A 16,136-nucleotide genomic window follows, 5' to 3' on the forward strand; every position below is an offset into this window, starting at 1 on the left:
ATACGTCCCATTCGTCTAGTGGCCCAGGACACCGCCCTTTCACGGCGGGAACAGGGGTTCGAACCCCCTATGGGACGCCATTTCGCTCGTGTTGCGGCACCAGACACGTTTCCCGCTCCAGTCGTGCCCCTTCCGATAGCTGTCCGCCCTTCAGTACGCCCAGACGATCACCATCAGCAGCCCCCAGGCGAGCGCGCCGGCCGCCATGATGGTGTAGGTCGCCGACATCGCCGCCATGTCGTCATCCTGTTGCTGACACAGCCCCTGTAACCCGTGGAAGATCAGGCTGCACGAGATGCACAGCGCCATCAGCACGGCCAGCACATTGAGCAGCAGGCTGGGGACCGCCAGCACCACGGAAGATGCCCAGAGCGGCAGCGGTGCCAGTGCGGCCAGCAGGTAGGCGTCATGGTAGCTGATCGACATTCCGTAACCGTTGACGACCGAACGGATGAGCCAGCCCATGACGAAGAAGGTCAGCAACTCCGCCAGAAACAGGATGGTGGTGATGTGGCGCCAGGGACGATCGGCGAAGCCGGCGATGAACTCGTCGCCGTAGTGGGTGCCGGCATAGTAGAGCATGATCGGCGGCAGCAGCGACAACGGAACCACGACCAGCCAGGCGACGGCGGGAATCGATACCTGTCGTTGCTGGAGCTCTTTCCAGCCCGCGGTGCGGGAGAAGGGCAGATAGAGAATGGTCGAGAGATTCATGGGATGCCTCCGATGACACGCCGCCGATTTATATCATGTTATGATATTGACTAGTTGCCATGCTCCAGCGTGTCAAGGAGGCCACCATGTTCGGCCAGGGTGATCCGTCCCCCGACGTTCTGACCAAGCAAGACTTCGAGCGACTTTCCCAGTTCCGCCATCGGTTGCGCTGTTTCCAGCGCCACAGCGAGGACATCTGCCGTGAGCATGGTCTCACCTCGCTGCAGTACCAACTGCTGCTGCACCTCAAGGGGTTCGAAGGGCGTGAGTGGGCCACCGTGGGTGAGCTGGCCGAGCGGCTGCAGGCCAAACATCACGGCACCGTGGCACTGGTCGGGCGTTGCGAGGAGGCCGGGCTGGTCGAGCGTCGCCCCGGTCGGGAGGATCGACGACGCATGGAAGTGCATCTCCTCGAGAAGGGCGGCCAACTGGTGGAGCGGATCGCTGCGCGGCATCAGCCTGAATTGGGTTACCTGCAGCAGGAACTCCATCTGCCGCGTGGTGAGGGCAAGCCTTGAAGTTTCTGCTCATACCCCAATGTCCAGAGGCTGTTTCGTTGATATGGCTCAACAACCGAGGGGATCGCCCATGGCCGAACCGGCACTGTCCATCCGTGACCTGACCAAGGTCTATGGCAATGGCTTCCAGGCCCTCAAGGGCATCGATCTCGACGTCGCCGAGGGCGACTTCTTCGCCCTGCTGGGCCCCAACGGCGCCGGCAAGTCCACCACCCTGGGGGTGGTCTGTTCGCTGGTGCAGAAGACCGCCGGCCGGGTCACGATCTTCGGCATCGACATCGACCGCGACTTCGCCCGCGCCAAGTACCACCTGGGCGTGGTGCCCCAGGAGTTCAACTTCAACCAGTTCGAGAAGGTCATCGACATCGTGCTGGCCCAGGCCGGCTACTACGGCATGCCGCGCCGCGAGGCCCTGCCGCGAGCCGAGCAACTACTGAGGGACCTTGGCCTGTGGGACAAGCGCAACGGCAGCGCGCGCATGCTCTCCGGCGGCATGAAGCGCCGGCTGATGATCGCCCGGGCCCTGATGCACCGGCCGAGGCTGCTGATCCTCGACGAGCCCACTGCCGGGGTGGACATCGAGCTGCGCCGCAGCATGTGGGAGTACATGCGCCGCATCAACCGCGAGGAGGGCACCACCATCATCCTGACCACCCACTATCTCGAGGAAGCCGAGAGCCTCTGCCGCAACGTAGCGATCATCAACCACGGCGAGATCATCCGGAATACCAGCGTGCGCGAGCTGCTCGCCGAGCTCGATACCGAGACCTTCCTGCTCGACCTGGCGCACCCGGTGGCCGAGGTGCCGGCGATCGAGGGCTTCGAGGTCCACCAGGTGGACAGTGCCCAACTGGCGGTGGTGGTGCGCCGCGGCCAGCGCATGAACGATATCTTCACCGCCCTCGGCGCACAGGGCATCGAGGTGGTCTCCATGCGCAACCGCGCCAACCGCCTCGAAGAGATGTTCGTCTCCATGGTGGAGCAGGGCAACAGCGACAAGGCCGCTGCCGAGGCGGCGGAGGCGCGCGCATGAGCCCGACCCAGATTGCCATCGCCCTCTGGACCCTGGTGCACAAGGAGACCAAGCGTTTCACACGGATCTGGCCCCAGACCCTGCTGCCGCCCTCGATCACCATGACCATGTACTTCATCATCTTCGGCAGCCTGATCGGTTCGCGTATCGGCGAGATGGACGGCTTCAGCTACATGGACTTCATCGTCCCCGGGCTGATCATGATGGCGGTGATCACCAACAGCTACTCCAACGTGGCCTCGAGCTTCTTCTCCAACAAGTTCCAGCGCTCCATCGAGGAGATGATGGTCTCGCCGATGCCCAACTGGGTGATCCTGTGCGGCTTCGTGCTGGGGGGCATGGCCCGTGGCCTGGGGGTGGGGCTGATCGTCACCCTCGTCTCGCTGTTCTTCACCCGCATCAGCGTGGCGCACCCGCTGCTGACCGTCGGGGTGGTGGTGCTGACCGCGGCGCTGTTCTCCATCGGCGGCTTCATCAACGCGCTGCTGGGCAAGAAGTTCGACGACATCTCCATCGTGCCGACCTTCATCCTGACGCCGCTCACCTATCTCGGCGGGGTCTTCTATTCGATCACGCTGCTGCCGAACTTCTGGCAGGGCGTGTCGATGCTCAATCCCATCCTCTACATGGTCAACGTCTTCCGTTATGGTTTCCTCGGGGTGTCCGACATCCCGGTGGGCTGGGCGCTGACCGCCATCGTCGCCTTCATCGCGGTGCTCTTTACCATCGCCCTGTGGATGCTCGAGCATGGCAAGGGCATCAGGAGTTAAGCGTATGGATCGTCCCGACACCCTCGAGCACGCCCCGCTGGGTCGCGAGTCCGCCTACCCGGAGCGCTACGACGCCGGGCTGCTCTATCCCATCGCCCGCGCCGCCAATCGTGCGCCGTTGGGTATCGAGGAAGGCGCGCTGCCCTTCGTCGGCGAGGACGAGTGGCACGCCTTCGAGGTCTCCTGGCTCAACGCCCGCGGCAAGCCGGTGGTCGCCGTGGCGCGCTTTCGCCTGCCGGTGGACTCCCCCAACCTGATCGAGTCGAAGTCCTGGAAGCTCTATCTCAATGGCTTCAACCAGACCCGCTTCGACAGCCGCGAGCGGGTGAGCGACACCCTGGTCGCGGACCTTTCCGCCGCCGCGGGTGCCCCGGTCTCCGTCGAACTGCTCGATGTCGACGACGAGGCGCTCGCCCCCCGACGCCTGCCCGGCGAGAGCCTGGACGACCTGGACATCGAGGTCAGCGACTATACGCCCAGCGCCGACCACCTCAAGGCGGGAGTGGAGGTCGTCGAGGAGACTCTGTATTCGCACCTGCTCAAGTCCAACTGCCCGGTCACCGGCCAGCCCGACTGGGGTAGCGTGCTGATCCGCTACCGAGGGCCGAAGCTCGACCGCGAAGGGCTGTTGCGCTACCTGATCGGTTATCGCCAGCATCAGGACTTCCACGAACACTGCGTCGAGCACATCTTCACCGACCTGATGGCCCGGGCTCGCCCCGAGCGGCTGCTGGTGCTGGCGCGTTACGTGCGCCGTGGCGGGCTCGACATCAGCCCCTGGCGCGGCACCCCCGGCGAGCGTCCCCCCGAGCCGCTGCGGCTGGCGCGCCAGTAGTGCCTTCGTTAGAGTGCGACAATACCTCAACAGGAGAGCGACATGGACGCGATGACGCTGCTGCACGAACGCAGCTCCATGGGCAAGTTGACAGGGCCGCCGCCGAGTCCCGAGCAGCTCGAGGCGATCTACCGGGCGGCGCTGCGTGCCCCGGACCACAAGGAGCTGCGCCCCTGGCGCTTCATCGAGTTTTCCGGCGAGGGCCTTACGCGGCTGGGCGAGCTGTTCGCCGAGGCCGAATTCCGCGAGGATCCGCATAGCGAGGACGCGACCCTGGACGCCGCGCGCAAGAAGCCGCTGCGCGCGCCCATGATCATCGCCGTGATCGCCAGGGTCACCCCCGATATTCCCAAGGTGCCGAAGATCGAGCAGGTGATCTCTGCCGGCTGTGCCGCCCACGGCATCATGCTCGCCGCCCATGCCCTGGGGCTCGGTGCCATGTGGCGCAGCGGCAAGTACGCGTTCGATCCCACCGTACGCAAGGGGCTCGGCCTGGGTGAGGACGACGAGATTGTCGCCTTCCTCTACCTGGGCCAGCTCGCCGGCCGCCACAAGCCGCTGGCCGAACACCGGATCGATGACTTCCTCGAGCACTGGAGTTAGCAGCCTGTCGGACTTAACGCTGATCTACTGCGAAACCCGGGTTTTCGGCCAATTTCATTCGATCTGATTCGTTAAATAGCGTGCTATTCGCCTCGTCAGATCGATAAACTTGTCTCGAAATCCGTTTTTCTCGTGACGATCGGTCAAATCCGACAGGCTGCTAGCCGGGAGAGATAAACATGCGCGAGATCGGCATTGCCCATCCCCGCCTGCCGTTGCCGGCCCCCGGCCGGGAGGACGACCCGGCCCGCTTCCTGGCCTGGCTCGCCGAGGCGATCCCCATGGTCGAGCACCTGGGCATCCGCTCGATGCGGCGCGAGGAGGAACAGTTGATCTGGGCGCTCGACCTGGCACCCAGCCTCAACGACAAGGGCACCGGCTTCGGTGGAGCCCTGGCCGCCCAGACCGCGCTCCTCGGCTGGTGCTGGACCACGCTCTGGCTGCGTCGCCACAGCATGGCCCGCGACGTGGTGGTGGCCGAGGCCAGCCAGCGCTTCCTGGCCCCGGTCACCGGCGACTATCGACTGGTGTGCCTGCCCGAGAATGACGACGGGCCAGTGGCATTGGCCGAGCAGATCGCCGGCCGGGGCAGGGGGCGTATCGCCCTGGTCCAGAAGCTCTGGTGCGGCGATACCCTGTGCCTCGAGGCCCGCGGCAGCTATGCGGTGCTGCCCGCCGGCTGAGGGCTCGTTACGGAAAAAGCGGCTTGCAATCGCGCACTTAAGACGTTAGCATATGCGCCGTTCTAGAGGAGATGACGGCGGGCCAGGATATGGGCCAACCAGTATTTCGACTCGAGAATGACAATGCGGAGGGGTGTCCGAGTGGTCGAAGGAGCACGCCTGGAAAGTGTGTAAGTCGAAAGGCTTCGAGGGTTCGAATCCCTCCCCCTCCGCCATCTATCTTTGAATATCAGTAGCTTAGAGAAGTTTTCTCAAGCTGCCCAACAACCCGCCCAACATGCCGAAAACGGTAGCGAGGCGGGTTTTTTGCGTCAGGATGGCGTGGCGCCGCCTCGGCCGCGTTCACTCTGGATTGATCGGCAGGAACATCGGCACGCTTCCCCGGGGCAGCAGCGGGCGAACATCGGCCATATGACGCTCGCGCAGCCTGTCGTCAGCTTCTCCCGGCTCTCGCATCGTCACCACGTCATCGGCCCCGTGGCGCTGGTATCGCCACCCGAGCACTTCCAGGGGCCGGCCGGCACCTTCCTTGCTGTTGTCCACCACGGTGATGAACACGGCTTCCACACCATCGGCGGTGATGAACCGGTCGTTCTCCAACTTCTCCAGGCGCTGCCTCAGCCTCTCCCGGCTCATCGGCTCACCCCCTCATGGTCGAAAGCGAAGTAGACGGCCGCCGGGCTGGTATAGCCGCCTTCCCGGCGCATCCGGCGCATACACTCGCGGGCGCGGTCGGCCAAGTCTTCATCAGACTCATCGGGCAGGCGGTGAACCTTCTCGGCAGGATGCGCGTTCTGCCCCATACACTCCCAGCCGGCTAGGCCACGCTCGGGCGGCTCGATCCATATCTCGGTTGGCTCGCCGCAGGTTTCCTCTAGGGCGGCCAGGCGTTTCTCCAGGTCAGCAAGGCTACTGCGTGCCATGAATCACCTCCACCACGGCCCTCCGCCAGCCCTGGGCGGCGGCGAACGTGAATGCCCGGTGGCGTAGCTCCTCCAGGTCGCGCCCGGCCAGCACGGCGCGCTGTTGGCCCTTCACGACGATGGCCACGCGGTGGCTCTCCAGCGCCTCGCCCCACGCTCGGCGATGCACCTGCCGCTCGTACCATGCCGCACTGCGGGCCTCGTCCTTCTCAGCTCGGTACACTGTTCGTCTCCTCGATGGCTTTCAGTCGGCGGTCGATCTCGTCCAGTTCCACCACCCGCACCAGTGAGGCGAGGGCGTCCAGTAGGGCTTTACCCTGGTCGGGCGGCATCTGGCCGGCAGCGATGGCGGTGAGGATCTGGCGGGCTTGGTCGGCAAGGGGCTTGCTCTCGTCCAGGGAGAACGTCACGCAGGCGTGAGCAGGGCGAACGGCGGGCAGGATGCGTTCCACCACCATACGACAGGCGTTCATGTCACCACCCTTGGCAGCGTCAATGATCTTGCGGGCGACCACCTCGGCGTCACCCTCCAGCAGCTTGCGCAGCTCGTCAGCCTTCCGCGGCCTGCCGCTGGGGTTGCCGCTCTGTCCCTTGGTGAAGCGCCCCTTTCCGTCTCGTTCGGCCATTGGATTACGACCCTCCTGCCGCGCCACTAAGGACGCTCACGAGGCGCTGTGCAAAGGCGTCGTCGGCCTCAATCTCGCCCGACGCTTCCTGCCCGTCCTTACCGGCGACAGTGACATGGACCGAGCCCCTGTGCGTGGGCGCCCCGGACATTGCCGGCCCCCCGGCGGTGGAGACGCTCCCCGGCACGGTGTCGAGGTAGTCCATGGACCAGGTGGGCCGGGCGGTGGGGTTCGGGGCGTAGTTGATGACGCTGGGGTCGCCGGGCCGGAAGGCGCTTTCCTCGAAGCGGGCGCGGGCGCGCTCCTCGATCGTGCCGCCGCCAGCGCCTGGGGTGTAGCGCGGGTCAGCTGCGGCCTCAAGCTGCTGTGCCGCCCTGGCTGCGGTATTGGCGAAGTCACGGACAGCGACCGCCGCGGTACCCATGGCGTCGGCAGTGTCCTCGGTGGACTCGGCAACGTCCCGGGCGGTGCTCTCCAGGTCGTCGGTGAAGTTGTGCAGACCGTCGCTGGCGTTGCCCAGCTCGTCGGTTTCAAGCCTCCGGGCCTCATAGTTCTCGCGGATGCTGTCGGCCAGCTCGTCGAAGTACGCCGACACCCGGGCCGCGTTGGAATCGCCGCCGGACAGTTGGGAAAGGTCGGCGTCGAAGGCCTCCAATGCCTGTTGCTGCGGCGTCGGGCCATCACTGCCCAGCACGCTGGCCCGGATATTCGCCCCGAGCGCCTCGGCCTGGAGCTGCACCCGCTGCACCTTCATCAAGCCGATACGAACCGAATCGATGGTATCCAGTAGCTCAGCGACGCCACGGGCAGCCCACTCCACGCTATCCACCACGGTGCCGGCGAAACCCTGGGACTCCCGGGCAGCATCGTTGAAGCGATCGGCCACGTCGTTGAGGGGCTCGGACAGGGTGATGGCGAGCTGGTTGCGGATCGGCTCGAGCACGCGGGGAATGCGGGCGATGGCATCGTTGGCCTTCTCCACCCGGGCGGCATCCACCCGGGACAACGACAGGCCGTATTCATCCACTTCCTGCCGGGCAGCCCCGAAGGCCTCAGCCCCGCCCTGCAGGACGTTGACCAGCTCCTCGTTCCTGACGCCAAGGTCTCGCAGGATGGAGGTGGTGTCCGCGGCGTTGATCCCCAGGGCCTCCACCTGGCCTGCGATGGCCCCAAGCCGCTGGTCGGCGTCCATGTTGATCAGGTCATCAGCGGACAGCCCAAGCTGCTTCAGGGCGGCGGCGCCCTTCTTGCTGCCCTCCCTGGCATCCACTAGGCCACGGTTCAGGCGGGCCAGGGAGCGGGCCAGGGAGTTGTTCGCCACCCCGTAGTCAGCGGCGACGATCTGCGCAGCCCGAAGGCCGTCGATGGTGGCACCGATGCGGTCGGCGGCCTTGGCCTGCGTGTCGATGAAGCTCTGGCCCTGGCGGGTCAGCAATGCCAGCGTGCCGGCGGCGGCCGTGGCCCCTGCGACAGCCCCGGCAGCCATACGGCGCAGCGCCTGGGCGGACACGAGCCCCTGTTTCTCGACCGCCTGCAGGTCGCTCCGCACATTGCGCAGGTTGCCCTCGGCGCGCCGCGAGTCGATGACGATTTCAAGCCTTGACTGGTCGGACATATCAGCACCTCACACCGCTTGGACGCTGGATTCGAACGAGCGCGTAGCGTTGCTGTGCCGCTCCTGGGCTTCCTCGATCTCGCGCAGGCGGCCAGGCTTGAGCCATTCGCGTGCGGCGTTGTCGGCGTTGCGAAGCGCGACCAGGCCAGCGTCGAAGGATTCGTAAAGCTCTTCGCGTTGCTCGACCAACTCGGGGGTGTGCTTTTTCTCGAACGCTTCCCGGTAGGCAGTCATCTGCTTAGGATCCAGGCCGGTGGTGACCTCGGGGGCTTCCATGATGGCCGCCATGGTCTGCCCGTCGCCCTTATCCAGCGCCTGGCGCACCACGTCGTGCCGCTGCTGGTCGGTCATGAGACGCAGCGCGTGGCGAACCTCGGGGCCGTATACCGGGTGAGCGCTGAAGTTGTTCTTGGTGCGGATCTCGCCGTTGATGTCGCCAAGCCCTTCCGCCATGCCGTCATGAAGCTGGGCCTTCATCTTTTCGCCGTGCTGCATTAGCTGTCGGGCAGCCTTGGCAATCCGCACTTCGTGTGCGGCCTCGGTCTGCGTCGGGTCGCGGTTCGTGGCGATGGCCTCCATGCTTTCGACGGCGTTCGCCAAGGCCTTGACGTGGCCGTGAATCTTGAGCGCGTGGCGGCTGGTGTTGGGCTTCTGGCTTGCGGTGAGGCGCTGAACGATATGCTTTAGCGGTGCGGAATATTTCATTGTGCGGTTTCCTTTCGTTGTTGGTCGAGCATGTCGAGCTCGATCAGCTTGGCGGCGGCGTAGGTGTCGCCCTTGTCGGCCTTGGCTTGGAGCAGGCGGTAGTAGTCGTTGATGGCGGCCTTGCTGGGCTTCATGTTTCGTGCCCCCTTGGGGCGGCCTGGCTGATTTTTCATGGCTATGTATCCAGCATGGATATATGAACAGTAATATCAGAATACCGATGATTTATCCATCATTATGTTGGGTATGATGTTGGATGATATGAAATTAACTCTCATGACACAGGGGGAATCTGGAGGATTGGCGGAGTAGGTGTCCGCCACATCGTCCGTGCAGGTACAAAAAACCCCGCCGGAGCGGGGTGGTTGTCTACTGGTTATCTTTTCGGTGGTAGTCCACTCGGCCGTCACACAGCCTGACGTAGTCGCTCCACAGCCCTCGCTCTTTCCAGAACAGGTGTCGGCACGACCGGCGCGACCCCGTCTCCACGTCGACGGTGTGCGGTCGCCCAAGGATATGCACGACATCGCGCTCTTCCATCCCCATCAGAATGATGCCGCGGCTTCGGGCCTTTACCAGGTCGTTGCGGCTGATCTGCGGGGCGGACTGGGCGCGCTGATGCGTTGAGCGAGGCGCCTGGATGCGGTCACGCTGGAGTGTGGGTTGGTGCCGCGGTATATCCCGGGGCGGGGCCGGGGCGCTGTAGCTCGACACTCCACCACCCTGCACGGCCTGCCCGCCCGAGCATCGGGATTGGTAGGATCCATCAGGGCAGCGCATGACCTGGGCCTGAGCGGCGAGGGGGAGAAGTAGTAGTGCGATTGCGATGAGTCTCATCCTGACCTCCATGCAACAGATTGTCAGGATAGCAAGAAGCCTGGGGATATGCCGGTCCCTGTTCCAGCCTGTACGCAGGCGATCAGCGGCGCGCGACGATTTTTGCTCTCGACCATGCCCATCATCGCCCGATCAAAGGGATTGAACCCCATACCCCATTGGTAACTTAGTAAGGTCTCCATTTTCTGGAGTCGTAAGCCTTCCGAAATTGGCCCAACTGCTCCATTTTCTGGAGCGTTTGCCGAGAAAGACTGTGCCGTACCGGGCAACTGCTCCATTTTCTGGAGTGAGGCACTCCATTTTCTGGAGTCGGTCAGAATCGAAATCATGGACTCCACCTCCTTGGTGGCGTGTTCGTGTCGGGCACATCGAGCTTGCCGTCACACGGATCGATCGGCTGCCAGCTGAGGGCGTACAAGGCGCAACGGGCTCCCTCTCGTCCAATGAGGGCATCCCTGGTCTTCACGACTAGCCGACGCTCCTGCAGATGCTTGAGGGCCTTCCCAAGCGTGGTATGGGACATGCCACCCCAAGCCTTCATCGTCGAGTGAGTGGCCGATAGGTCGCCGTTGTTCTTTCCGTTGTACTGGCACGCAAGGGCCATCAGCACCTTGAGAGAGGAGGGCGGGAGGCTGCGGAAATCATCGTCCTCCATGACAACCTTGGGCAGGGCGAGGTAGCCACCCTGCCACTTGGTCTTGGCGATGCTGCGCTTCGCCATACGATCACCCCTCGCCGACGAGGTGATAGCGTTTGATCTTCTCGCCGGGCCTCGAGGGGTGGGGGTGTGGCTCTGTATCGATGCGGACGCCAGCCTGGCGAAGATCCCGCACGGCAGCCGGCGGGTGGGCGATATTGAGCTGCCAGATGATTTCAATGTTGCTCATCGGGCGTTCGCGCAGTGCCGCTAGGATTCTGCCGGCGTGGGTGGTAGGATCAATGGCGATGGTATTTGAATTGGCCCGAGTCTCCACCCCGGGCTTTTTCATGTCGGTACTCATTGCGCCACCTCCTCGCGGTTCTCCCACTCTTCGAGGTCGGCCAGGCGCCAGCGGGTGCAGTTAGGGCCTAACTTGATGGGGCGGGGAAAAGAGCTATCGTGGTCGCGGGACCATCGCCATATAGTTGGCACGGAAACGGCCAAGCGAGAGGCTATCTGTTTTACTGTCAGGTAGGTCATCGAGGATCTTCCCGTGTTGCGTGAGTACGGGAACGATCATGCCGGCGCATAAAAGATTGTCCTAAAGTGCCCGTGTAGAACAATGGCCTTTGTTCTACACCTCTGGCCAGGCGGCCAACCGGGCTTTTGCTTCGCGCATCAGGTTCTCGATGGTTTCGGTGCTAACACCCCAATGGCCAGCAGCCGTTTGCAGGCACTTCCGCCCCAGCTTGTCGGCATTCCGCATCAGCTCAACGGGTTCAATGGAGTCTGCTACTGCGCCGGCACCGATACCGTTCAGGCGATCTGGGTCACGACAAGGATTGAAGGCGCGAAACTTCACTTCATCTCGAGCGCCTTGGCAAACTGAGACGAGAACGGCAGTCTCTGCTCGCTCTTTGGCTGGAATCTTAGCTTTGGCGGTGGCTTTGCGGTTTGGCTTCCTTTCCCCTGCCACAATGGCAGCCACGGCAGCCGTGTATTCGGGAGGAATGGCATCGGTGAGAATCAAGTCAGCGAGCTGGCGCGGGTCGCCATAGTCGAATGCCCACACCGCCTCAAACCAAGGCCAGGTTTCGCGCAGCCGCTCAGGCAACAGGTGTGCCCATCCAGGCTGCTGTGCCCACCAGTTTGTGGCATCCTTCATGCCTCAGACTCCCAGAAGATCTGTAGGAAGCTCCGCGCGGCGGCGGAGCTCCTGTTCAGCTACCGGCATTTGGCGAGGCGGAAACATAGTCCGCCGCAACCCTTGTAACCACGGGGATCAAGCAAGCCTGATCCCCGTTTCCCAACATCCGAACCCACATAGGTTCGCCCTGCGGCATCAGCTCACGCCAGGAGCGCCGGTCTTGTTGAGTCACCCTCGAGCTTGTTGCCGGTCAGAGCCCTACCAATCTCCTCGTTGGTCTTTAACTCGCCGCGATCCATACGGGCGGATACCCACTTTGCACGAGATGGGCCAAAGAACCACGCAGCGGGTTCGGCATCGCGGCTGCGGATACGCTCTTTCACGCTGCGCATCACTTTGATGCTGGTCTCTTTCGACGCCCCTATTTGCTGCATGGCCATGAATGAACCACGGATGACGACGCAGTTTCTTTGGGCGTCGATGTGGCTGGTCGTGTCGAGCCAGTACTCCTCAGCGCGGTGGGCGGAGGGGGAGTGTTGGGCGATGGTGGTAGACTGGTTTTGCATGACGGCTTCTCCTATTCAGTTGCCGCTGTGTCGGCCCTGGGGTGTGTCCGCACCCTGGGGCCACCTTGTCAGCCCTCTTGGGCTCGAATCGGTGTCACGCTGGCTTGCGTGGCACCCTCGGCGCAGAATTGCGCCCAGTCCTTCATCAGCCGGCGACGCTTCTCGAGCAGGTCGCCGCGGCGGTATGCAGCTTCGGCCTTGTTCTTGATGACGTGGGCCAGGGCCATCTCGCAGATGTCGCCCGGGTAGGCGGTACGCTCGCCGGCCCAATCCCTGAACGTCGATCGGAAGCCGTGGGCGGTGACGACGCCGCCGGTGTTCGGGTCGCGGTACTTCTGGCCCTCGGGCATGGCGCTGTCCATCCGCTTGATGACGGCCGTCAGCGTGTTCTCGGACAGCAGTTTGCCGCGGGCAGACGGAAATACCAGGTCGGTGCCCTCGTGCCTCGGCAGGGCCTTCAGAAGCGCCACGGCGGCCCGCGAGAGGGGTACGCGGTGTTCCTTGCCTGCCTTCATGCGGTCAGCGGGAATCGTCCACAGGCGCGCCCCCAGGTCGATCTCGCTCCAGCGGACCCCCTTGGCTTCACGGGAGCGTGTAGCGGTCAGGATGGCGAACTCCAGGCAGCGGGCGCCGCTGCCCTCCATGGTCGCCAGGTGGCGCATGAAGCGGGGTATGTCGTCGATCGGTAGGGCAGAGTGGTGGCGCTTCGTGGCGACCTTGCTCGGGTTGGGCAGGCGGGCGTCCAAATTGCCGCGCCAGCGGGCCGGGTTGTCGCCAGTGCGGTGTCCGCCGGCGGTGGCCCAATCCAGCACCTTCTCGACGCGACCCCGTAAGCGCTTGGCGGTCTCGGTCTTGGCCAGCCACAGGTTGTCCCGGGTCAGCAGCTCCTCGATGTCAGCCAGGACGATCTCGTCGACGCGCTTCCCGCCGATGACAGGCGAGGCGTAAGTGGCCAGAGTGCTCTCCCACTGCGCGGCGTGCTTGGCGTTCTTGAACTCGTGGCGCTTGAGGGTCAGGAACTTCCCGGTCGCTTCGTCGAAGGTAAGGCGCTGCGTTTGTGCCAGCAGGGCCAGGCGGGCGGCGCGCTTCTCTTCTACAGGGTCGATGCCGGAGGCGATCTGTTCTCGCAGGGTGCGGGCTTTCGCTCTCGCGTCGGACAGGGGGACATCAGGGAAGCCTCCCAGGCCAATGTCCCGGCGACGGGCCCCCACCTTGATGCGCAGGACCCATGAACGAGCTCCGCTCTTTGTCACCTGCAGCTGCAGGCCTGCAACGCCACCAACGGCGTACAACCCTGGGGCTGTGAGGCGCCTTACCTCAGCGGCGGACATTTCGCGGGCTTTCTTCGGCATCGACCTTCCTCCAACTACCTACCCAACATTGCGGGTGTAATTGGATGATAGGCGATGAAATGGCTTAACACAAGAAATCTAGATATTACGGGGCTTGGGCGGGGTTGTTGATACGCTGTGATACGCGGTGAAGTGTGGAGGAGGCGGCCTCCCCCTCCGCCACAGAATATCGAAAAAGCCGCTGATTTCAGCGGCTTTTTCTTTTCCTGATCTCTGCTAACCCACGCCTTGGGAAGCGCAGAGGTCAGCCTCGACGTTGACGCCGACGGAATCGAAGGCACGACAAGGCCTTGCGAAATCCACGCCAGGCACTGCCAAACAGCTTGGCAAAGAGTCCGGCGCGCAATCGGGCATTGCGCTGCTCGATTTCACGGATTTTCGAATCCGGGTTATGGAAGGCCATGACTGTCACCCTGTTGCTGTAGCAAGCACACTGGATGCATATCACGGGGTCACAGCGCCTGTCGAGACACCCGATGAAGCAGATCTCGTTCGCCCAGGCTGAGCACCATCGTCGATGCCACCATTGTGGCGGCGGCCCCCGCCACCAACAACCAGGCGTAGCTGTTCACCCTGTTCGCCCTCGGCAATCTTGTGCTGGCGGGTAAGCCCAACAATAGTCCAGCACTTGCCGATATAACTCTGACACCAGGCCGAGGATTCGCCCTGTTCCACGCATCGCCTGTCGAGCAACGATACTGAAGTGGTCCAATTGACCACTTCATCCCTTGTCATCTGCGGCACGGGCAAGATGTCGGCAAAGCGTCTAACATCCCCTCCAGGGGGATAGGAATAGAACGAGGAGTGGAAGATGACATCGCATACCCACCAGACGCACCCCGACATCATCAAGCGCCTGAATCGCGCCCGTGGTCACCTGCAGGGCGTGATCCAGATGATCGAGGACGAACGCCCCTGCCTGGATATCGCCCAGCAGCTCCACGCCGTGGAGAAGGCCATCCAGCAGGCCAAGCGGACCCTGGTGCAGGACCATATCGACCACTGCCTGGAGAAGGCCCTCGGCCCTCGGGACAAGGCGCAGCGCGCCCGGGTCGAGGAGTTCAAGGCGATCGCCCGCTATCTGTAACCGCTCTCTCCAGCCGCCACTACCGCCGCGAGGAGGCCCCATGTTCCAGGTGCTCGCCCACCGCGTCTATCGCCATCTGTTTCTGGCCCAGGTCATTGCGCTGATCGGCACCGGACTGACCACGGTCGCCCTGGCGCTACTGGCCCACGACCTGGCCGCGGGGCAGGCGGGTGTCGTACTGGGCACGGCCCTGGCGATCAAGATGGTGGCCTACGTGGGGATCGCTCCACTGGTCGGCGCCTATGCGGCGCGCCTGCCTCGGCGCTGGCTGTTGGTCGGCCTGGACCTGCTGCGTGCGGCGGTGGTCTGCGTGCTGCCCTTCGTCACCGAGGTCTGGCAGGTCTATGTCCTGATCTTCCTGCTCAATGCCGGCTCGGCAGGCTTCACGCCGGTCTTCCAGGCGACGATCCCCGACCTCCTCGAAGACGAGGGGCAGTACACGCGGGCCTTGTCGTTGTCACGCCTCGCCTATGACCTGGAGAATCTGCTCAGCCCGATGGCCGCGGCGGCGCTGCTGATGGCGATGAGCTTCGATGCCCTGTTCCTGCTCAATGCCCTGGCATTCCTGCTCTCGGCGGCCCTGGTGGTGTCGGTGACGTTGCCCTCGCCGCACCCCGTGGCGCATGCGCCCGGCGTCTGGCGGCGCGTCTCCCACGGCATGCGGATCTACCTCAAGACACCCCGGCTGCGCGGGCTGCTGGCCTTGAACCTGGCGGTCTCGGCCGCCGGCGCCATGCAGATCGTCAACACCGTGGTGGTCGTCCGCTCCACCCTGGGCCTGGGCGAGCGCGAGGTAGCCCTGGCCTTCGCCGCGGCCGGTGGGGGCTCCATGCTGGTGGCCTTGATGCTGCCGAAGGTCCTGGAGTGGCTGCCAGAGCGTCCGGTCATGCTGTTGGGCGGTGCCCTGATGACGCTGAGCCTCTACCTGGGCGTGCTCGGACCAGGGTTTGCGGGGTTGTTGGGGCTGTGGCTGCTGCTCGGCGCCGGCGCCTCGCTGGTCATGACTCCCACCGGGCGTCTGCTCAAGCAATCGTGCCAGCCCGAGGATCGCCCGGCGCTGTTTGCCGCGCAGTTCTCGCTGTCGCATGGATGCTGGCTCTTCGCCTACCCGCTGGCGGGCTGGATGGGGGCGCATCTCGGGCTCGCCGGAACGTTCGTCTTGCTGGGAACGATAGCGCTGGCGGCGACGGGGCTCGCGGCCCGTGTCTGGCGTCCCCATGACCCCATGGTCCGCGAGCACGAGCATGTCCCCATGACCCATGCTCACTTGCACTACCACGATGAGCACCATCAGCACGAACACCAAGGTTGGGAGGGGCCGGAACCTCATAGCCATCCCCACCATCACCCTGGAGGCCGGCATCGGCACGTCTTCGTGATCGATGGTCACCACCCCACCTGGCCCAGGTAATGTGCGATATGCTCACTCGGGGTTATCGGAACCCCAGCCAGTTATAGTGAATCGAAAGCATCCAACACTTA

The 16,136-nt window shown here is 63.9% G+C and carries 23 protein-coding genes and 2 tRNA genes; 10 read left to right on the forward strand and 15 right to left on the reverse strand.

Annotation, left to right across the window (positions count from 1 at the left end):
* The first annotated feature begins 4 nt into the window (after positions 1-4).
* A tRNA-Glu gene (locus QLQ85_RS19685) sits at positions 5-80 on the forward strand.
* A 70-nt stretch (positions 81-150) separates the two neighbouring features.
* On the opposite strand, the gene QLQ85_RS19690 is transcribed toward QLQ85_RS19685, so the two are convergent.
* The gene (locus tag QLQ85_RS19690) at positions 151-714 is read right to left on the reverse strand and encodes a YIP1 family protein (RefSeq protein WP_282740545.1); all 564 of its coding nucleotides are present in this window, start codon (positions 712-714) and stop codon (positions 151-153) included.
* A 59-nt stretch (positions 715-773) separates the two neighbouring features.
* Here QLQ85_RS19690 and QLQ85_RS19695 point away from each other — a divergent pair, with 59 nt between their 5' ends.
* From QLQ85_RS19695 to QLQ85_RS19725, 7 genes are all read left to right on the forward strand, one after another.
* Positions 774-1,232, forward strand: coding sequence for a MarR family winged helix-turn-helix transcriptional regulator (locus QLQ85_RS19695; RefSeq protein ID WP_282740546.1), 459 nt, complete (start codon positions 774-776; stop codon positions 1,230-1,232).
* A gap of 70 nt (positions 1,233-1,302) precedes the next feature.
* A complete protein-coding gene (locus QLQ85_RS19700) occupies positions 1,303-2,265 on the forward strand; it encodes an ABC transporter ATP-binding protein (protein WP_282740547.1) in 963 nt (320 codons plus the stop codon).
* Positions 2,262-3,035 (forward strand): ABC transporter permease, encoded by a 774-nt coding sequence (locus QLQ85_RS19705; protein WP_282740548.1) that lies wholly within the window; start codon positions 2,262-2,264, stop codon positions 3,033-3,035. The genes QLQ85_RS19700 and QLQ85_RS19705 overlap by 4 nt, the downstream gene beginning before the upstream one ends.
* 4 nt (positions 3,036-3,039) lie before the next feature.
* Positions 3,040-3,870 carry an NADPH-dependent 7-cyano-7-deazaguanine reductase QueF gene (queF, locus tag QLQ85_RS19710; protein ID WP_282740549.1) on the forward strand — a complete coding sequence of 277 codons (831 nt, stop codon included), beginning with the start codon at positions 3,040-3,042 and terminating at the stop codon, positions 3,868-3,870.
* Between the two features lie 42 nt (positions 3,871-3,912).
* Positions 3,913-4,473: a nitroreductase family protein gene (locus QLQ85_RS19715; protein WP_282740550.1), complete on the forward strand. Its 561-nt coding sequence runs from the start codon at positions 3,913-3,915 to the stop codon at positions 4,471-4,473.
* Between the two features lie 179 nt (positions 4,474-4,652).
* Complete coding sequence (locus QLQ85_RS19720) at positions 4,653-5,156, forward strand: YiiD C-terminal domain-containing protein (protein ID WP_282740551.1); 504 nt, start codon at positions 4,653-4,655, stop codon at positions 5,154-5,156.
* Positions 5,157-5,283: 127 nt separating this feature from the next.
* Positions 5,284-5,371: transfer RNA gene (locus tag QLQ85_RS19725), tRNA-Ser, on the forward strand.
* Between the two features lie 127 nt (positions 5,372-5,498).
* Here QLQ85_RS19725 and QLQ85_RS19730 read toward each other — a convergent pair.
* From QLQ85_RS19730 to QLQ85_RS19795, 14 genes are all read right to left on the reverse strand, one after another.
* A complete protein-coding gene (locus QLQ85_RS19730; protein ID WP_282740552.1) occupies positions 5,499-5,792 on the reverse strand; it encodes a hypothetical protein in 294 nt (97 codons plus the stop codon).
* Positions 5,789-6,079, reverse strand: coding sequence for a hypothetical protein (locus tag QLQ85_RS19735; RefSeq protein WP_282740553.1), 291 nt, complete (start codon positions 6,077-6,079; stop codon positions 5,789-5,791). The genes QLQ85_RS19730 and QLQ85_RS19735 overlap by 4 nt, the downstream gene beginning before the upstream one ends.
* Positions 6,066-6,302, reverse strand: a complete 237-nt coding sequence (locus QLQ85_RS19740) for a hypothetical protein (protein ID WP_282740554.1) — start codon at positions 6,300-6,302, stop codon at positions 6,066-6,068. The genes QLQ85_RS19735 and QLQ85_RS19740 overlap by 14 nt, the downstream gene beginning before the upstream one ends.
* Entirely contained in the window at positions 6,289-6,705 is a 417-nt protein-coding gene (locus QLQ85_RS19745) for a DUF5681 domain-containing protein (RefSeq protein WP_282740555.1), read from the reverse strand. The genes QLQ85_RS19740 and QLQ85_RS19745 overlap by 14 nt, the downstream gene beginning before the upstream one ends.
* A 4-nt stretch (positions 6,706-6,709) precedes the next feature.
* Complete coding sequence (locus QLQ85_RS19750) at positions 6,710-8,320, reverse strand: methyl-accepting chemotaxis protein (RefSeq protein WP_282740556.1); 1,611 nt, start codon at positions 8,318-8,320, stop codon at positions 6,710-6,712.
* A 9-nt stretch (positions 8,321-8,329) separates the two neighbouring features.
* A complete protein-coding gene (locus tag QLQ85_RS19755) occupies positions 8,330-9,025 on the reverse strand; it encodes a hypothetical protein (protein WP_282740557.1) in 696 nt (231 codons plus the stop codon).
* Complete coding sequence (locus QLQ85_RS19760; RefSeq protein WP_282740558.1) at positions 9,022-9,159, reverse strand: hypothetical protein; 138 nt, start codon at positions 9,157-9,159, stop codon at positions 9,022-9,024. Before QLQ85_RS19760 ends, QLQ85_RS19755 begins: the two co-directional genes overlap by 4 nt.
* A 726-nt stretch (positions 9,160-9,885) precedes the next feature.
* The gene (locus QLQ85_RS19765; RefSeq protein WP_282740559.1) at positions 9,886-10,191 is read right to left on the reverse strand and encodes a hypothetical protein; all 306 of its coding nucleotides are present in this window, start codon (positions 10,189-10,191) and stop codon (positions 9,886-9,888) included.
* On the reverse strand, positions 10,188-10,583 hold the full coding sequence (locus tag QLQ85_RS19770; protein ID WP_282740560.1) for a MarR family transcriptional regulator: 396 nt from the start codon (positions 10,581-10,583) through the stop codon (positions 10,188-10,190). The genes QLQ85_RS19765 and QLQ85_RS19770 overlap by 4 nt, the downstream gene beginning before the upstream one ends.
* 4 nt (positions 10,584-10,587) lie before the next feature.
* Complete coding sequence (locus QLQ85_RS19775; protein WP_282740561.1) at positions 10,588-10,863, reverse strand: helix-turn-helix domain-containing protein; 276 nt, start codon at positions 10,861-10,863, stop codon at positions 10,588-10,590.
* Positions 10,860-11,042: a helix-turn-helix transcriptional regulator gene (locus QLQ85_RS19780; RefSeq protein WP_282740562.1), complete on the reverse strand. Its 183-nt coding sequence runs from the start codon at positions 11,040-11,042 to the stop codon at positions 10,860-10,862. The genes QLQ85_RS19775 and QLQ85_RS19780 overlap by 4 nt, the downstream gene beginning before the upstream one ends.
* A 94-nt stretch (positions 11,043-11,136) precedes the next feature.
* Complete coding sequence (locus QLQ85_RS19785; protein WP_282740563.1) at positions 11,137-11,667, reverse strand: hypothetical protein; 531 nt, start codon at positions 11,665-11,667, stop codon at positions 11,137-11,139.
* A 182-nt stretch (positions 11,668-11,849) separates the two neighbouring features.
* Positions 11,850-12,215 (reverse strand): hypothetical protein, encoded by a 366-nt coding sequence (locus QLQ85_RS19790; protein WP_282740564.1) that lies wholly within the window; start codon positions 12,213-12,215, stop codon positions 11,850-11,852.
* Between the two features lie 68 nt (positions 12,216-12,283).
* Complete coding sequence (locus QLQ85_RS19795) at positions 12,284-13,567, reverse strand: tyrosine-type recombinase/integrase (protein ID WP_282740565.1); 1,284 nt, start codon at positions 13,565-13,567, stop codon at positions 12,284-12,286.
* An 811-nt stretch (positions 13,568-14,378) separates the two neighbouring features.
* On the opposite strand from QLQ85_RS19795, the gene QLQ85_RS19800 reads away from it, so the two are divergent.
* Positions 14,379-14,654: a metal-sensing transcriptional repressor gene (locus tag QLQ85_RS19800; RefSeq protein WP_282740566.1), complete on the forward strand. Its 276-nt coding sequence runs from the start codon at positions 14,379-14,381 to the stop codon at positions 14,652-14,654.
* Positions 14,655-14,694: 40 nt separating this feature from the next.
* Positions 14,695-16,065, forward strand: coding sequence for an MFS transporter (locus QLQ85_RS19805; RefSeq protein WP_282740567.1), 1,371 nt, complete (start codon positions 14,695-14,697; stop codon positions 16,063-16,065).
* Positions 16,066-16,136: the final 71 nt, after the last annotated feature.

The sequence above is a fragment of the Halomonas kalidii genome, assembly GCF_030010475.1.
In the GTDB taxonomy this organism is placed as follows: Bacteria; Pseudomonadota; Gammaproteobacteria; order Pseudomonadales; family Halomonadaceae; genus Halomonas; species Halomonas heilongjiangensis.

Bases quoted from the DNA above. Each gene is read 5' to 3' on its own strand.
- QLQ85_RS19750 (WP_282740556.1), bottom strand. From the start codon at position 8,320: ATGTCCGACCAGTCAAGGCTTGAAATCGTCATCGACTCGCGGCGCGCC.
- QLQ85_RS19785 (WP_282740563.1), bottom strand. From the start codon at position 11,667: ATGAAGGATGCCACAAACTGGTGGGCACAGCAGCCTGGATGGGCACAC.
- QLQ85_RS19730 (WP_282740552.1), bottom strand. From the start codon at position 5,792: ATGAGCCGGGAGAGGCTGAGGCAGCGCCTGGAGAAGTTGGAGAACGAC.
- QLQ85_RS19805 (WP_282740567.1), top strand. From the start codon at position 14,695: ATGTTCCAGGTGCTCGCCCACCGCGTCTATCGCCATCTGTTTCTGGCC.
- QLQ85_RS19775 (WP_282740561.1), bottom strand. From the start codon at position 10,863: ATGAGTACCGACATGAAAAAGCCCGGGGTGGAGACTCGGGCCAATTCA.
- QLQ85_RS19720 (WP_282740551.1), top strand. From the start codon at position 4,653: ATGCGCGAGATCGGCATTGCCCATCCCCGCCTGCCGTTGCCGGCCCCC.
- QLQ85_RS19770 (WP_282740560.1), bottom strand. From the start codon at position 10,583: ATGGCGAAGCGCAGCATCGCCAAGACCAAGTGGCAGGGTGGCTACCTC.
- QLQ85_RS19705 (WP_282740548.1), top strand. From the start codon at position 2,262: ATGAGCCCGACCCAGATTGCCATCGCCCTCTGGACCCTGGTGCACAAG.
- QLQ85_RS19780 (WP_282740562.1), bottom strand. From the start codon at position 11,042: ATGACCTACCTGACAGTAAAACAGATAGCCTCTCGCTTGGCCGTTTCC.
- QLQ85_RS19760 (WP_282740558.1), bottom strand. From the start codon at position 9,159: ATGAAGCCCAGCAAGGCCGCCATCAACGACTACTACCGCCTGCTCCAA.
- QLQ85_RS19715 (WP_282740550.1), top strand. From the start codon at position 3,913: ATGGACGCGATGACGCTGCTGCACGAACGCAGCTCCATGGGCAAGTTG.
- QLQ85_RS19790 (WP_282740564.1), bottom strand. From the start codon at position 12,215: ATGCAAAACCAGTCTACCACCATCGCCCAACACTCCCCCTCCGCCCAC.
- QLQ85_RS19765 (WP_282740559.1), bottom strand. From the start codon at position 10,191: ATGATTTCGATTCTGACCGACTCCAGAAAATGGAGTGCCTCACTCCAG.
- QLQ85_RS19735 (WP_282740553.1), bottom strand. From the start codon at position 6,079: ATGGCACGCAGTAGCCTTGCTGACCTGGAGAAACGCCTGGCCGCCCTA.
- QLQ85_RS19745 (WP_282740555.1), bottom strand. From the start codon at position 6,705: ATGGCCGAACGAGACGGAAAGGGGCGCTTCACCAAGGGACAGAGCGGC.
- QLQ85_RS19690 (WP_282740545.1), bottom strand. From the start codon at position 714: ATGAATCTCTCGACCATTCTCTATCTGCCCTTCTCCCGCACCGCGGGC.
- queF (WP_282740549.1), top strand. From the start codon at position 3,040: ATGGATCGTCCCGACACCCTCGAGCACGCCCCGCTGGGTCGCGAGTCC.
- QLQ85_RS19800 (WP_282740566.1), top strand. From the start codon at position 14,379: ATGACATCGCATACCCACCAGACGCACCCCGACATCATCAAGCGCCTG.
- QLQ85_RS19700 (WP_282740547.1), top strand. From the start codon at position 1,303: ATGGCCGAACCGGCACTGTCCATCCGTGACCTGACCAAGGTCTATGGC.
- QLQ85_RS19795 (WP_282740565.1), bottom strand. From the start codon at position 13,567: ATGCCGAAGAAAGCCCGCGAAATGTCCGCCGCTGAGGTAAGGCGCCTC.
- QLQ85_RS19755 (WP_282740557.1), bottom strand. From the start codon at position 9,025: ATGAAATATTCCGCACCGCTAAAGCATATCGTTCAGCGCCTCACCGCA.
- QLQ85_RS19695 (WP_282740546.1), top strand. From the start codon at position 774: ATGCTCCAGCGTGTCAAGGAGGCCACCATGTTCGGCCAGGGTGATCCG.